The organism is Desulforamulus reducens MI-1 (assembly GCF_000016165.1).
Taxonomy (GTDB): Bacteria; Bacillota; Desulfotomaculia; order Desulfotomaculales; family Desulfotomaculaceae; genus Desulfotomaculum; species Desulfotomaculum reducens.
Map to the genome: position 1 here is coordinate 83,168 of NC_009253.1, position 14,981 is coordinate 98,148.

The window sequence follows — 14,981 nt, forward strand, 5'->3', positions numbered from 1 at the left end:
ATACAATATGGATAGGAAGGAAATGAGCCTTGCGAGAATTAACATCACCTTCAGTGGTTAAAGACATTATTAACACTTATGGATTTAGAGTAAGAAAGGCCCTAGGGCAGAACTTTCTAATGGATGCCAATATTATTGATAAAATTGTCAATGCAGCGGAATTAACGCCAGGTGACCTGGTCTTTGAAATAGGCCCCGGCCTTGGCGTACTTACCCAGCGTCTGGCTCGTTCGGCAGGGAAAGTAATCGCTGTGGAGATTGACAAGAACCTATTGCCCATACTGACCGAGACCCTGACGGATTTTGACAATGCCCAGGTTGTTCACGCAGATGCATTAAAAGTGGATTTTGACCGGCTTGCCGCAGAACACACCGAGGGTGGCTTTGGCAAGGGAGCTAAAAGTTTTAAGCTGGTGGCAAATCTCCCCTATTACATCACCACACCTATTTTAATGCACCTGTTAACCAGTGGGTTTAACTTCGATTGTCTGGTGGTTATGATGCAAAAGGAAGTGGCAGAACGGTTGCAAGCGTCTCCCGGCGGGAAGGATTACGGGAGTCTTAGTATAGCTGTACAGTACTACACGGTGCCGGAAATCGTCACCAGGGTTCCCAAAACGGTATTTTTCCCTGCACCGGATGTGGAGTCTGCGGTTATCCAATTGACCCGGCGAAAACGTCCCCCTGTGACATTGGAAAGTGAAGAAGTGTTTTTTAAGGTGGTTCGGGCGGCCTTTGGTCAAAGAAGGAAGACCCTGCTTAATTCACTGACCGGTTCAGGATTGGCAGAAAAAGAAACCTGGATAAAGATACTTGAGGAAGCGGCGATCGACCCCACCAGAAGGGGAGAGACCCTGACCATAGAAGATTTTGCAAATCTAGCCAATACATATCATCGCTATCAAGAGTAGGAAGCTTGGTATTATTACGTGGAGGAATCTATGAACTTTATCAGCCCTACCAAAGGAAATATGAACTTTGAAGAGATGCTGCAGGATATTGTTGATTATATAAAGAATCTTCCTTGTTCTTCTTATAAAATCCTAGTGGGTACCGATTCGCAGGTTCGCAGGGAGACCTGTTTTGTAACTGCGGTTATTGTACATCGAAGGGGTAAGGGCGCCCGGTATTACTACTGCAAAAACATGCAAAAGAAAATAATAAGTCTGCGTCAAAAGATTTTTTACGAAACCACCATGAGTCTTGAACTGGGTGCTAAAATAACAAGCCTTTTAGCAGAAGGTGGTATGGAACATTTAAATGTGGAAATCCACATTGATGTTGGTAACCAGGGTGAGACAAAGGAGCTAATTCGCGAAGTGGTGGGTATGGTCACTGGCAGTGGCTTTGAGGCAAAAATCAAACCGGATTCCTTTGCGGCATCAAGCGTTGCAGATCGACATACCAAATAGCTAAAATACTCAAATCACTGTACCGCACGAAGGGAATAACCAGGATGTACAGCCATCCTAAGGTAAAATAGTTGGAACATTAGTAACCATTTGTAAATACCTACTATATAGTTATGGTAGAAGGGAAGCGCCAGCAACCCGGGTGCTAACACCCCTTAAAAGCTCCGTCAAGCGGGGCTTTTTATTTACGATTCACAACCCTGTTATCCCCGACATAAGATGAGATAGAAAGGGGGTAATGCTGTGGCAAAAATTCAAGAAGGCGATATTGTTGCCCGGCGATCCTACGGCAACGATGTTTTTTTTAAAGTTACCAGTGTTTACCGGGGGGCAGATGGTAAAGACTATGCCGTTCTCAAGGGACTGGATATAAGGTTATTTGCAAGTTCGTTAGTTGATGACTTAATCAAAGTAGATGCAAAGGAAGTGGCAAAATATTGGACCCAAACCATGAAAAAAAATACCGAGGTTATGGACCGGGTCATGAAAAGACGTATGTCTGAGAGAGGAGAAAGGCTTAAAAGATGCACCGATGGCATATGCATGAGGCGGTCTGATCAAGCTGATAAAGGAGACCCCAATGATGTTGAGGGTTTTGATGTGCCCGGTACAGTACTTCATTTGGATGGCGATAAGGACTATCTAGACCTATGTATGACCACCTATCGCAATCTTTCGATACCGGCTTTCGGGTATGCCATTGACGAAGAGGATCAGCCCAAAAAAGTGCTAGCTCTTCTGGAAAAACATTACCCGGATATTTTAGTACTTACCGGGCATGACGGAGTAATAAAGGGTGCGAAGGATTTAACCGATGTAAACAATTATCACAATACAAAATACTTTATCGAGGCGGTTAAAATTGCCCGTACCTTTGAAAAGAGTCGGGATGATCTAGTTATATTTGCTGGTGCATGCCAATCATGTTATGAAGCAGTCTTAAGCGCAGGTGCTAACTTTGCAAGCTCACCCAAACGAGTTCTGATCCATGCCTTTGATCCGGTGTTTGTGGTGGAAAAAATTGCCTATACATCAATTCATGACCCCATTGCCATTCGAGATATTATTAAAAGTACCATTACCGGCTTTGATGGTATTGGTGGTGTAGAAACCAGAGGCAAACACCGTTTAGGTGTTCCTAGAACAGAATATTAAAACCAATGTACCCCTTCCTAAAGTCCCGCATATGATGGTCTAGGATATTTTAGGAGGGATTTCCTTTATGGTAAACTTTTTAAAAACTGTGGAAAAAGCCAAGTGGCGTATAATGGGAATAAAAAACGTAGTTGGTGTTGGCGTAGGTTATAAACATGTAGGTATGGAGAGAACGCAACAAAAAGCCATAATTATTTTTGTAACAAAAAAGGAAGATTTGGGTAATCTTAGCAGGGAGGAATTGGTGCCATTTAAAATCAATGGGTTAGAAACTGATGTGATTGAAGTTGGAGATATTCGTTTTTTAGAGGAAGATCGCAAAAAACATGTTAGACCTGCCCAGCCGGGAATGAGTGTTGGTCATTACCGGGTAACCGCCGGCACCTTTGGGGCCATGGTGCGGGACCGTTCCACCGGAGAACCATTAATATTGTCCAATAACCATATATTAGCAAATGGCACTGATGGAAAGGACGGTCGATCTGCCCCTGGAGATTTAATCTTTCAACCGGGAGAATATGACGGTGGAACAAAGGCAGATAGAATTGCTACACTCATACGTTTTATTCCTATTCAAAAGGGAGAGGCGCCAGCCAGTTGCCCCATTGCCAATGGGGTTGCTCGAATTGCCAATATGCTTGTGCATACAATACGGCCCAACTATGATTTGAAATTCTTTAAACGGGAAGGGGTTGCCAACCATGTGGATTGTGCAGTTGCACGTCCCCTAAGTCCCGACCTAATTAGCGATGAGATTTTAGGTATCGGAAAAGTCCAGGGAATTATTGATGCAAAACCTGGTATGAAAGTGAAAAAGAGTGGCAGAACAACAGGTATTACCAGCGGGGTGGTCACGGCCATAGGAACCACTATGCAAGTAAAAATGGATGATAATAATAACGCTTATTTTAGCAATCAAGTTATTTGTGACATGAAGTCCCAAGGAGGAGATAGTGGCTCCTTAGTTTTGACTGAGGGCAACAAAGCCGTAGGTTTGTTATTCGCCGGGTCAGAAAAGGTCACAGTTTTTAATCCCATTCAAACCGTGCTGGATAAATTAAATGTAGAGTTATTATAGGTTATCCAAAGGCCCTGTGACGAGTTATGCAGGGCCTTTGTTCCGTGGAAGTTTATGGTACTTATGTTTAAAATTAAGAGATTGTCCACAAAGTTGGGTATATACCGTAATTCACTAGTCTTTTAAATAATTAACATAAATTACGGCTTTTGTCAGTTAGGAGATAATTAAGTATATTTAGGACAGGCCCTAACTAGCCATGGGAACAATGCCGAATCCCAAAGGGTACGGAGGAACCGTTTATGGGGTGAATCCTTTTGGTAGGGATATCCTTGCCCGAACCCGTCAGCTAACTCCGGAGGCAAAAGGAAAGGAGAAATTAAATGCAGTATCGACTTAAAAAAGTTTCCGTGTTTCTGGCTACCTTATTCCTATTTGCCATTATGTTACCCTTCATGGCATCACCAGTAGCTTTAGCAGCAACCGGTGATGATCAAGAGATGGTAAGATTGGTAAACGAAGCCCGCCAAAAAGCAGGGATAACCACTCTGACTTACGACCAAGACTTATCAGTGCAAGCGTCCAAGAATCTGGAATATTATCAGAGAACCGGTCAAAGTCCCAGTTCCTCTATGCTATTAAATATTGCTAAAAGTGGGGGCTATAGCACCATTGGACAGACCATAGTACGTAGCAATGATGTTGCAGGGATGGTTCAAAAGCAACTGAAGTACTATGGCAGCCGTTCCATACTGAATACGAAATACAACCGAATTGGTTTGGCTATCGTAGACACCAATTATGGTAAGCTATGTGTTCAGTTACTGGCGTATAAACCAATCACTGAGCCTGTGGAACAGCCAAAACAACCAGCACCAGAACCAGTTCCCCAGCCCGAACCACAACCACAACCTACCCCCCAGCCTGAGCCACCTGCACCCCAAGAACCGGCTAGCTTTATGAATGATTTCCAGAAGCAGGTGGTGGATCTGGTAAATGCTGAAAGAGCAAAATATGGCTTAAAGCCCGTAGTTGCCAAAGAAGACCTAACCAAGGTAGCCCAGGTAAAGGCGCAGGATATGTACCAGAGCAGGTATTTCTCCCACTATTCACCCAATTATGGTTCCCCCTTTGACCTGATGCGTAAATTCGGTATCAGTTACACCGCTGCAGGTGAAAACATTGCCATGGGCCAAAAAACAGCTGCTCAGGTTATGCAGGATTGGATGAACAGTTCTGGTCACCGTGCCAATATTTTAAATGCCAATTATAATGAAATTGGGGTTGGTGTTTACCAAAGTTATAATGGATATGGCTATATCTGGGTACAGGAGTTTGCACGCAGGTAACCGTCCACAAAGCAATTAGTCAAACAATTGGACAAGATAATAAACTTGTATCACTGTGGTTTCCACAAATAGGAAACAGGAGGAAATATTTCCTCCTGTTTTTTGCATTTTCTTAAGGATTGACCACAATTTCAGCACATTTCTCCAGACAGTCCAATATATATATTAAGGAGATACCTTGAAAGGAGGCTAGATTGATGGTCATGAGAAAAAGGCCCAAGCTAAAATTCCGGCAAAATAATGATGAAAACGAAAATCAACAATTTGAAACTGAAAGAATCAGGGTCAAACAACTCATAGGCGAAAATACCGAACAAACTGTTATCCGTGATACCGTAAAGCTGCCCTATGGCTACCCGGATATTGAGGAAATCCTTTCTATTGACACAAAGGTTAAGTTAAAAAAAGCTGAGATTATCCCCAATAAGGTGATTGTAGAAGGAAAGCTTCGCTTCAAAGTTTTATACACCGCCTTTGAAAAGGATCAATCTGTACACGCGTTTGACGAAGAAATTGAGTTTACCGATTTTATTGAGGTAGAGGGTGCTCGGCCGGGCATGGATGCTGAGATTGAGTTTGTGGTTGAGGACTTTAGCCTAAAACTAAGCCGCTCCTGCGAGTATGATTTGACTGCTGTACTGCAGATTACTGCAAAGATTACCGAGGACCGTGAAGTTGATGCCATTATTGAATGTCCCATGGGTTATAACTGTGAAACTGAAAGAATGAGCCTAGAGCAAGTAGTGGGCAGCAACACCAAACAAATTCTGATTGATGATGAGTTTGAACTACCGGATGAAAGAGATTTCCTTGTTAGCGATGTTCTTAAGTGTATGTGTGATGTAGAAATAACCAAGGTTAGAGTTATTAAAAATAAGATACTTTTTGATGGCGAAGTGGATATGGAATGCCTCTATGCCGTTGAGAGAAGGGCTGACAAGGGAAAACATGGGCACGGGGAATGGCATGCGGATAAAAAAGGGCATGGGTTTGAAGATCCCAAGGAGGATAAGTTTGGTGTTCATTCCTTTGAGAGAACTTTTAAGTTTAGTAATTTTATAGAAGTTGAGGGCGCCGAACAGGGGATGGAAGCCTATGTGGATGCCATGGTGGAATCCTGTAGCCTGGATATTACAGACGTAAGCGATTGCAAGTTTTCCCCCCTCATTGTACTAAAAATTAAAGCTCGTGTGGTAGAAGATCGGGAAGTGGATGTTGTTACAGATATTGAGGGGGCAGACGTTGATACTGTAACACTGGATATGGAAAGTCTAGTGGCTGAAGAGTGTAAACAGGTTATCATTCGGGATGCCAAAGAAACCCCTGCTGGAAAACCTGATGTGGATAAGGTGCGGGAAATTACAGTCGGGGATGTTGTAATCAAGGATGTAGATGTCATTCAGGATAAGGTTCTAATTAAGGGCACCGTTGAGTTTGAAATTCTTTACATTGCCATGAATGAAAGAAAATCTTTGCATACTATTCACAGGAAAGTTGATTTTAAAACTTTTATTGATGTACCTGGGGCCCGTCCGGAAAATGAAGCTGACATTGATGTAGAGGTTGAATGGGCTAATGTAAAATTGGAAAAAGACTGTGAACTCCTGATAGAAGCGGTACTAAAAGTATGTGCAAGGGTAACAGAAACCGTCGAGCAAGACGTGGTCATTGGCTTTACACCCAGGCCCACCGTACCACCTACCACATTGCCTCCCACCACAACCTGTGTTCCGGGCACAACCTTTAACTACACCATTGCCAAGGGGGATACCCTAAGCAAACTGGCCCAGCGTTATGGTACTACGGTGCAAGCCATTCAAGCAGCTAATCCGGAAATCACAAATCCCAATATGCTCAATGTTGGGGATGTTATTAAAATTCCTTGCGTAGCCAAGGGTTAAATATACACTTCAATAAATTATAAGGAGGTAGTAAAATGCCTAACGGTTTCACCGGTTGTGTACTAGTTAAACTGCCTATTGTAATAGCGGATGTTACGGACTCCATCACAGTGGATAATACCACCTGTCTTGATGAGCTAGCCAAAAAAGTTGACCATATCGATGTAGTGGTAAGGGATTTGGAAGCGGATCCGGTTTTTGGTCGCACCATTGCCCCGGTTCACCTGCCAGGTTTTCGTCAAAATGTTATAACCCCTGGTCAATATCCTGGCTATGTTCAAAATTACTGCAATAGCCCAAAGGCTACTGTGCATGCCTTTGAAGTAGAGTGTGGTCCCAGAGAACTCAAGAGTATAACCGTTTCAGGGACCATCCATAAGCAAATTTACTATGTCAATAAGCATGATGATGTTCGTCATCTGGGAGAAGATATTCCTTTCACCAAGACTGTGAAGCTGGAACCGCCTCTCCCCGTTATGAACCCCGGTAATATTGATATTGAATTTAAGGACGTTGATGTTGATGTTGCCTTTGATATTCCACGTCCTACCCGTATTAATCAATCAGCCACTGTTAGTTTCGTTATTAAGATTACCGAGGATCATCAAATCTTTATCCAAACCTGTATACCTGATCAGGATCTAGTGGGTCAGCAAGTATTGGCAAATACTGGCTTTGAAGCCTTTTCTGGCTGTGTGCTGGATGTATGGCAAACAGCCAATGTAGTTCCCGGCCAGCCTGGCAGAAATGGCGGTTTCTCTGTTGGTTTAGCAGGTCCTGCTCCGTCAGAATGTCTCCCTACCGTTCCCAATACGGCTTCCTTGGTGCAAAGTATTCCCAGTGAGGTTATCCGTCCCGGACTGAAGTATGAATTCTGTTTCTACATTCAAGATGTGGTGCCCACCGGTATTGTGGAAAATTATACCGTAGAAGCCAAAATTTCCTTCTACGATGCCACCGGTCAGGTTATTAATTCCTCTGCGGTAACCACTGTGGATGAAAATGCCGTAACCGGAACCTGGAAGCAAGTTTGCGTAACCTCCAACGCCGCTCCAGAAGGGGCAGTATCAGGTAATGTTTCCATCGTATACACCAGAGGCACCGGTGATAACGGCTCCTTTGTCCGGATTGACGATGCCACGTTAACCGTACGTTCTTAAACTTGAGGCCGTCCGCTAAATGGACGGCTTCCCTGTTTATACCAGAAGAAAAGGAATACTCTTGGTGTCACGTATATATTTATCGCACATATATTATAGTGTTAGTTTTTTGCATTCAGAGTAGTGTAATTTGCTGATGCGTAAAGCTAAGTTTCTAAACAAAGGGGGGGAAGAATTGAATAATACTCATGAAATGAATGGTCAGGAACAAAACACGCAGACATTAAAAACAGCCGACGAAGTTTTGTACCAGGGATTAGAGGGTGCTATGTTTAAATTGCTTAATTTTCAAGCACAGCAAGGGGCTGATCAAAACAGCACCATGATTATGTTGGCATTGATGAATCTGTTAGGTGTCGTAAACTGTATGAATAGGATTTTACCGGAGGGACAAAGGGTACGGGGGACTACGGATTTGGCTGGCCAAATTGCTGGCATGTTAGGTGGTGTAGCACCACCTACAGCCAATAGCCAGGGGGTGCCGGGCCAATCCCAGCCAAGTGGAATAGATCCCGGTATGATTGCAGCTTTGGCCAGTATGTTAGGGGGACCTAGTAGGCCTGAGGGTGCAGGGGAGGCGGGTAGCCGACCTGGATTGGACCCAGCCATGATGGCTGCTCTGGCCAGCATGTTGAGTGGACCCGGCGGTGGGGGTGGGGCCAATACCGCGGCTTTAATGGCCCTGTTAGCAAATATGCTAGGACCCAAAAGGCCCATGGAGGGAACAAAACCCCCGGAACAACCAGTAAAAACAGATAAAGTGGTAAAAACAGAGGAGAAGCCAAAACAAACCAAGGAGCAAGGCCCTGCCCCAAAGGGTATATTAAAGTGGGATTCTCGTTTTGGTGCACCATCATCTTCATTTTAGGGAGGTGGCATTAAGTTGTTTGGAAACCTAGGTGGTATGCTTTCTCAGGTGCAAAATATGCAAGAAAGTTTAAAGCAGATAATAATTGAGGTGACTGTTGGTGAAGGCAATGTGGCGGTTACCATGAATGGAAGTCAGAATTTGGTCAATGTTAAGGTTTCTCCTGAGGCCATCCAAGAGGATGTGGCCAAGCTAGAAGACCTAATCGTTGAAGGAATAAAGTTGGCCCAACAGGAGAGCCGAACCAAAGTACAGGAAGAAGTGGCAAAAATAACAGGAATTAACATAGGAAATTTTATGAACATGTTTAAGGGCTAAGGGAGGTGAGTATGTGTTTGGTAATATGGCAAAGGTTGTAGGTCAAATTCAGAATATACAGCAATTTTTAAAGGATATGACTGTGGAGGGCACTGCTGGGGATGGCCTAGTCAAGGTTATTATCAATGGCCAGCAAAGTATTCTAGCAGTACGTTTTGACCCGGATCGGATAAGCGCAGTGGAACCAGAAGCTTTAGGACAAATGATCACAGAAGCTTACAATCAAGCACAATTAGAAAGCAAGGAGAAGGCCAAAGAAGAAGTAACAAAAGCCACGGGGTTAAATCTATCCAATTTACCCGGGATATTTTAAGCCCAGCGGTGATATGTCAAGAGAATGATTCTAAAAAATTGGAAATTAATTTAACAAAAGTGTACCCTATACCCTAAAAAAGGGTATACAAAATAAGCCCACCAGTTAAGCAAAGAAAAATTCCCTTTAAATGGTGTAAATGGAAAAGAGAGTAGATTTTAGGGTAAAGACGTTACCCCCTCCTCTCTGGTGAAGTGTACAGTTGCCTGGTGTTTAGTAGCGAAAACACCAACCGTACCAGTTTTCTAGCGGTTAAGACGAGAGCCCTTTTATGTTTGTGTTTTGGTACTTCATCATATTTCTTTTGGTAGAAGTCTTTGTACTCAGGAACATGCTTCCGTACAGAATCAGCAGCCTGAATTAAGTAATAACGAAGATACTTGTTCCCGGTCCTGGTTCTGCTGGTATCTTCGGCTTCAAATTCACCTGATTGATGTTGGTTCCAAGTTAAACCGGCATATTTAGCCAGAGCATTATGGTCTTTAAAGCGTTGGATATCTCCGGTTTCTGCCATGATTCCGGCGGTAAAAACATCTCCAATCCCTTTAACGGAAGTTAAAGTTTGGGGAAGGCCCTTCATGATTTTGGCGATTTCTTTGTCCAGTTTTTTCACTTCCGATTCCATATGTTTAATTACATTAAGCATAGTGGCCAAAGAAATATTCACAGGGTCAGCCATCGCCTTGTTCAGTCGATAAGAAGACCGGGCAATTTTTTGAAGATAAAGAGCAATTTCCTCCGGATTATCGAAACGGTTTTTCCCTTTATCCTTTAAGAAATCAACCAGTTCTTCCATAGACATGGCTACAATTTGTTCCGGTTCTAGTTCTTGGATAACAGCAAGACAGGTGCTGCCAAAAAGATTGGAAAATGGGTTATCCTGGCGTAAACCACTAAACTTTAAGAAGACCTGATTAAGAAAATAGGTTTTGTCCCGAGTGATATTTTGCATCAGGTGAAATCGTGTCCTTGTAAGCCTCTGCAAAGCCTCGTATTGAATAATGTCTTTCATGGCATGAGGTAGTCGACCAAAACGAAGGTGGTCTGCAATTACCCAGGCATCGATGCGGTCGTTCTTTGGGAGGGTGTCATACCCCTTTTTGAAACGGGCCACTTTTCGTGCATTAAGAACGTAAATCTGTGTATCTTTTTGGGGGCAAGTGGTTTGAAGCTGTTCTTGCAAATAGTGAGCAAGGTGCCAACCCAGATTTGAAGTTGCCTCCATACCAATTCGAAGGGATTGACTTTTGATTCTATCAGATGTATCAACAATCTTTTGAATGAGGGTGTCGGCCCCCTGCCGATTGTTGTGAATAGAAAAAGAAGCCAATGCCCCTCCGTCTCCATCCATAAATTGTACATGGTGAGACTGTAAGCTAACGTCTATTCCCACCAACATTTGTGACATAGGATCACCTCCCTGTTCTAAAAAATCAGGTTGGTCTCAGACCTGGGTGCCCATGGGAACCATCGAAAGCTGCCTCGTCATCAGCACTCATCATTAACATGAAGACAATTCGGGGTGCTACTCCCCCTTCATGGAAAGAGGTGCAACCAGCGGTTAGATCATCGATGATGGATCATGGGTAGCAGGCTTATTAAGCAGTACCAAAAGGTCCGCAAGGAGGGAAAGAAATATCCCGAGAACAACCTGTTAATCCCATTGTCCCATGGGGAGGTCTGAACTGCCAGACAATAATTGGAAGTGTAAAAAAGGCAATAGAAAACCGACCCGGTCAGGAAACCTCAAAAGAAATCTCCAGGGGGCCGGCATTAAGAATCACAATATCTTAAATTATGGAGCTGTAGTTATTAGTATCTACTCTCCCTGATCAGGGATTGACTGTGGATAATCTTGTATGTTTTCTAAACATCACCACCATATTTAGGGTACTTAGACTCAGTTTAGACAATGACCTTATCCACATAAACAATAGCCGCGCGACTGACTGGTACCATTATTGCACCCAGTGTGGAATTGGTTATCATTTTAGCTGGTCTCGATACCCGTTATCGAGAACCGGTTCTCATACATGGACTCCACCTTATTCCATTTATGGAAATTAGGTTTGTCCAGTGAATCTATTACTATTATACGAGGAGGGTATCCTTGTCGTCGCACATCTTTTTAGCGCCTTAACTTTATTAATTGCTGTTTTCACTGCTTCGAAAGTCACTCGCTATAGATAACGAAATCCCTTTGACTACTTTCAAGCAGTTTGGAAGGGTATGCCCCAGGGCCTACCCTTTTGTGCGTTATAAAACATTTCAGTGCATAGGGCAAAGTAAGCTTGTGCTAACGACTAAAAGTCTTTGCCCCGTGCACATCCAGCAGGGAATTAAGAAGCCAGTCTTTCTAACCATGCAAAATTTGTCTTTAAACAATGTAACACAACGTCGCCCTTTCTCATAATTTAATGTAAGAACGGTCCCGGGATATCGTTCAAAGATTTGAATCATAAGGAGGAATATTGGATGTCCAACGTATTAGACGGTATTAAGGAAAAAGTAACTGGAGGTTACGGTGGAAATCTAGGACTTTGCTGCTGCTTGCTGCTTGCTCTATTCATTATTGGCATCGCCCTCGTATTTTGCGGCATTCTGCCTTACCATCTGCTCGGTCTCTACCTGTTCCTGGCGCTGGCTATCTTCTGCTGCTGCTTTTGCTGGTGCTAATCGATCAAAACAAAAGTTTTGTATCCTTTATGAGGGAAGGGGCTACACCCTCGTGTAGCCCTTTTTCACCCAGGATAATTACTGTTAAGGGGAGTTAATAAAGGAGTTGATCACCGTGGAAGAAAAATCCAGCAACCGGCTCGCTAGTAACCTAGAGCAGCTGGTCTCCAGAATGGAAAGCATTCATTTCCAGAGGAGCAGTGAACTGGACCAGGTTTCCGGTGTGCTGGGAAACATGGATAAACTGGTCGATGTTCTTTCTAGAGTTGAGTTACAGCGGCAAGCAGAACACCAGTTAATTGATCAAGTTAACAGATTAAACGAAGTGGTTGAAAGTTTATCGGGCCAGGAAACCGTTTCCAAAAGAGAGGTACCTGTGGAGGACACCCTAAGAAAGGTCATAAAAGGTGTTAAAGTCACAGGCAAAGTAATGGACATTGTTGCTGGCAGCCTGGGGGTGATGTTTGACTCAATTGTGGCTACCGTAAAAGTGCCAGAACGCCAAAATACTACTCGATCTTCCAAAGAACAAGTGGATTTAGCCAGTGTTTTAGCACCGTTAGGAGGTATTCTGCAGGGATTGCTTGGTACTGAATCGGTAGAGAATAGTCAATCCAATAGGCAGGCCAAACCCGACGAAAAAAAAGAAGAATAGGGGCGTAAGGTGGTATGAGGGGATGAGGCTATGGGCGGTAGAAATACCCGTGTAAGAATCATATTATTTAAGGATCAGCTCCACCGTGGTGACTTGACCCCGCCCCATATGGGTTTGATTAATTGGATGGGAGCACAGAATGTCCGTGCCTTACCAAATGTAAACGGTGTGATCTGTACTCTGTCGCCGAAGATTACAGACCAGGAGATTCTTTCCACTGGTGGAGTGGTGGCGGTAGAAGAAAATTGTAAGATTAGTTTGGTACCTTGGGCACCTATAAAGTTTAAACCATTTTCAGAGCAAATTATTCCCTGGGGGGTTCATTATATCGGGTCCGATGTGTGTTGGTCAGAGACCCGGGGGCAGGGGGTTAGGATTGCAGTCATTGACAGTGGCATTGACAACAATCATGCCAATCTAAGGAATAACCTTCGGGGAGGCAAGAACTTTATAGCCCCTGAAGCATCCTATCATGATGATAATGGTCACGGCACCCATGTGGCAGGCATCATAGCCGCAGCTGACATTGGAAAGGGAGTTCTTGGCGTGGCTCCTGAGGCAGAGATCTATGCCTTAAAGGTACTGGATCAATGGGGTGACGGAACTATACTTAATGCAATCAATGCCATTAATTGGTGTCTACAAAAGAACATTCACATTGCCAATATGAGCTTTGGCACCGACAAATATAGTCGAGCATTGGAGGAGGCTGTTCGGGTAGCCTGCAGTCGAGGCCTATTAATTGTTGCGGCAGCTGGCAATGATGGTGGCCCGGGTACGGTTGACTACCCTGCGGTTTTTAAGGAGACTCTCAGTGTTGCCGCACTGGATACAAAGGGAAATTTAGCTGATTTCAGCAGCAGTGGATCAGAGGTGGATTTATTGGCCCCGGGCAGTAATATTTTATCAACCTATCGCTGGGGCACCTATGTGCGGTTAAGTGGTAGTTCCATGGCAGCAGCACACACTGCCGGTGCTGCAGCTCTATTGAGAGCAAAATACCCTTATGAAGATATTCATATGATTGCCAGACGTTTAATGGCCGGGGCAATGAAAATTAAGGAAAAGGACGGTCAATTAACCGGAGCTGGTGTTGTAAGGGTTGATGTTTCGTTAAAATCTTACCCGGGGGCATAAAAAGTGCAAAAACTAGAGCTTCGGCCCCCGGTCGGGAAATCAAATCTCTGGCGGGGGTTGATTATTGGTATAAAGGCCCGGCTTACAGCAAAAAATAGGAATAAGTTAATCAGGAGGTGAAAGTATATTGACCGGGCCAAATATTCAGGACCACCAGAACATTAGTAAAACCTTTAAAATTGGAGGCTTACAGGGAAGCCAACATGATAAACAGGAGATAGAGACTTATTTATCTCAAATTGACGGGGTTGATAACGTAAAGGTAAATTTGGAGGATGGAAGCGTAACTGTAGATTTTGATCCAGGGGCCATCCATACCGACTACTTACGCGGAACACTTAAATCCCTTGGGCATAATATTTTGGCGTAATAAATTTATGAACTGAAATAGAAAAAAGCAGGCCTAGCCTGCTTTTTTTAGCAAGTCAAAAAGCATAAAACTTTCCGACTTGCATAAGGGCAACTAAGGCTTATGCAGTCGCCTAAAGGCTCTCGTGCCCTATAGGGTATGGCGTAATCCCAAGTTTTCTGTAACGGAGGTTTGAATGGACGCAAAGCTTCTGGCATTGATTATTGCAGCAATCTCAGGACTTACTATGGCTCTGCAAGGGACAATGAATTCTGCCCTGGGAAAGGTAGTGGGGCTTTGGGAAACAACCTTTATCGTTCATGCTGTTGGAACCGTAGTGGTGGGAATACTGGTTTTTGTTTGTCGTTTGGGAGCCTGTGATCTGGATAAATGGGTAAGTGCTCCCTGGTACACCTATTTAGGGGGCCTGTTAAGTGTTGTAATCATTTATATGGTTGCTCGCAGTATGCCTGTTGTTGGTGTTGCCCCGGCCACCACAGCGATCATAGTGGGTCAGGTTCTTACCGCAGCGGCCATTGATCATCTGGGGCTCTTTGGCTTTGAACAAATTCCCTTTAGCTGGTACCAAGTGGCAGGTACTTTTTTAATGGCGGGTGGTGCTTTTCTATTATTGAAAAAATAATATTGCATAATCAGGAAGCAAAGAACT

16 protein-coding genes and 1 riboswitch are annotated in these 14,981 nt (G+C 43.8%); of the genes, 15 read left to right on the forward strand and 1 reads right to left on the reverse strand.

All coding sequences use genetic code 11. From position 1 onward, the window contains the following. Window positions 1-29: 29 nt before the first annotated feature. The 10 genes from rsmA to DRED_RS00480 all read left to right on the forward strand — a co-directional run bounded on the left by rsmA (window position 30) and on the right by DRED_RS00480 (window position 9,494). Complete coding sequence (rsmA, locus tag DRED_RS00435) at window positions 30-911, forward strand: 16S rRNA (adenine(1518)-N(6)/adenine(1519)-N(6))-dimethyltransferase RsmA (protein WP_011876471.1); 882 nt, start codon at window positions 30-32, stop codon at window positions 909-911. 30 nt (window positions 912-941) lie between these two features. Continuing rightward, window positions 942-1,412 (forward strand): ribonuclease H-like YkuK family protein, encoded by a 471-nt coding sequence (locus tag DRED_RS00440; RefSeq protein ID WP_011876472.1) that lies wholly within the window; start codon window positions 942-944, stop codon window positions 1,410-1,412. A 243-nt stretch (window positions 1,413-1,655) separates the two neighbouring features. Beyond that, window positions 1,656-2,567 carry a sporulation peptidase YabG gene (yabG, locus tag DRED_RS00445; RefSeq protein ID WP_011876473.1) on the forward strand — a complete coding sequence of 304 codons (912 nt, stop codon included), beginning with the start codon at window positions 1,656-1,658 and terminating at the stop codon, window positions 2,565-2,567. Between the two features lie 67 nt (window positions 2,568-2,634). Beyond that, on the forward strand, window positions 2,635-3,645 hold the full coding sequence (locus DRED_RS00450) for a chymotrypsin family serine protease (RefSeq protein ID WP_011876474.1): 1,011 nt from the start codon (window positions 2,635-2,637) through the stop codon (window positions 3,643-3,645). Window positions 3,646-3,844: 199 nt separating this feature from the next. Continuing rightward, window positions 3,845-3,963: riboswitch (cyclic di-AMP (ydaO/yuaA leader) on the forward strand. Window positions 3,964-3,968: 5 nt separating this feature from the next. Next, complete coding sequence (locus DRED_RS00455) at window positions 3,969-4,934, forward strand: CAP domain-containing protein (protein ID WP_011876475.1); 966 nt, start codon at window positions 3,969-3,971, stop codon at window positions 4,932-4,934. Window positions 4,935-5,131: 197 nt separating this feature from the next. Then, window positions 5,132-6,835: a DUF3794 and LysM peptidoglycan-binding domain-containing protein gene (locus DRED_RS00460; RefSeq protein ID WP_011876476.1), complete on the forward strand. Its 1,704-nt coding sequence runs from the start codon at window positions 5,132-5,134 to the stop codon at window positions 6,833-6,835. Between the two features lie 35 nt (window positions 6,836-6,870). Continuing rightward, window positions 6,871-7,995 (forward strand): DUF3794 domain-containing protein, encoded by a 1,125-nt coding sequence (locus tag DRED_RS00465; RefSeq protein WP_011876477.1) that lies wholly within the window; start codon window positions 6,871-6,873, stop codon window positions 7,993-7,995. Window positions 7,996-8,170: 175 nt separating this feature from the next. Beyond that, window positions 8,171-8,863, forward strand: coding sequence for a hypothetical protein (locus tag DRED_RS00470; protein WP_049755821.1), 693 nt, complete (start codon window positions 8,171-8,173; stop codon window positions 8,861-8,863). Window positions 8,864-8,878: 15 nt separating this feature from the next. Further along, entirely contained in the window at window positions 8,879-9,181 is a 303-nt protein-coding gene (locus tag DRED_RS00475; protein ID WP_011876479.1) for a YbaB/EbfC family nucleoid-associated protein, read from the forward strand. Window positions 9,182-9,194: 13 nt separating this feature from the next. After that, window positions 9,195-9,494, forward strand: a complete 300-nt coding sequence (locus tag DRED_RS00480; protein ID WP_011876480.1) for a YbaB/EbfC family nucleoid-associated protein — start codon at window positions 9,195-9,197, stop codon at window positions 9,492-9,494. A gap of 172 nt (window positions 9,495-9,666) precedes the next feature. On the opposite strand, the gene DRED_RS00485 is transcribed toward DRED_RS00480, so the two are convergent. Then, on the reverse strand, window positions 9,667-10,902 hold the full coding sequence (locus tag DRED_RS00485) for an IS110 family RNA-guided transposase (protein ID WP_011876481.1): 1,236 nt from the start codon (window positions 10,900-10,902) through the stop codon (window positions 9,667-9,669). Between the two features lie 1,067 nt (window positions 10,903-11,969). Between DRED_RS00485 and DRED_RS00490 the strand changes: the two genes are divergently transcribed. The 5 genes from DRED_RS00490 to DRED_RS00510 all read left to right on the forward strand — a co-directional run bounded on the left by DRED_RS00490 (window position 11,970) and on the right by DRED_RS00510 (window position 14,954). After that, window positions 11,970-12,170 carry a hypothetical protein gene (locus DRED_RS00490; protein ID WP_041274353.1) on the forward strand — a complete coding sequence of 67 codons (201 nt, stop codon included), beginning with the start codon at window positions 11,970-11,972 and terminating at the stop codon, window positions 12,168-12,170. Window positions 12,171-12,285: 115 nt separating this feature from the next. Further along, complete coding sequence (locus DRED_RS00495) at window positions 12,286-12,825, forward strand: hypothetical protein (protein ID WP_011876482.1); 540 nt, start codon at window positions 12,286-12,288, stop codon at window positions 12,823-12,825. A 30-nt stretch (window positions 12,826-12,855) separates the two neighbouring features. After that, on the forward strand, window positions 12,856-13,962 hold the full coding sequence (locus DRED_RS00500; RefSeq protein WP_011876483.1) for a S8 family peptidase: 1,107 nt from the start codon (window positions 12,856-12,858) through the stop codon (window positions 13,960-13,962). 127 nt (window positions 13,963-14,089) lie between these two features. After that, window positions 14,090-14,332: a heavy-metal-associated domain-containing protein gene (locus tag DRED_RS00505; RefSeq protein ID WP_011876484.1), complete on the forward strand. Its 243-nt coding sequence runs from the start codon at window positions 14,090-14,092 to the stop codon at window positions 14,330-14,332. A gap of 175 nt (window positions 14,333-14,507) precedes the next feature. Continuing rightward, window positions 14,508-14,954, forward strand: coding sequence for a DMT family transporter (locus DRED_RS00510; RefSeq protein ID WP_011876485.1), 447 nt, complete (start codon window positions 14,508-14,510; stop codon window positions 14,952-14,954). Window positions 14,955-14,981: the final 27 nt, after the last annotated feature.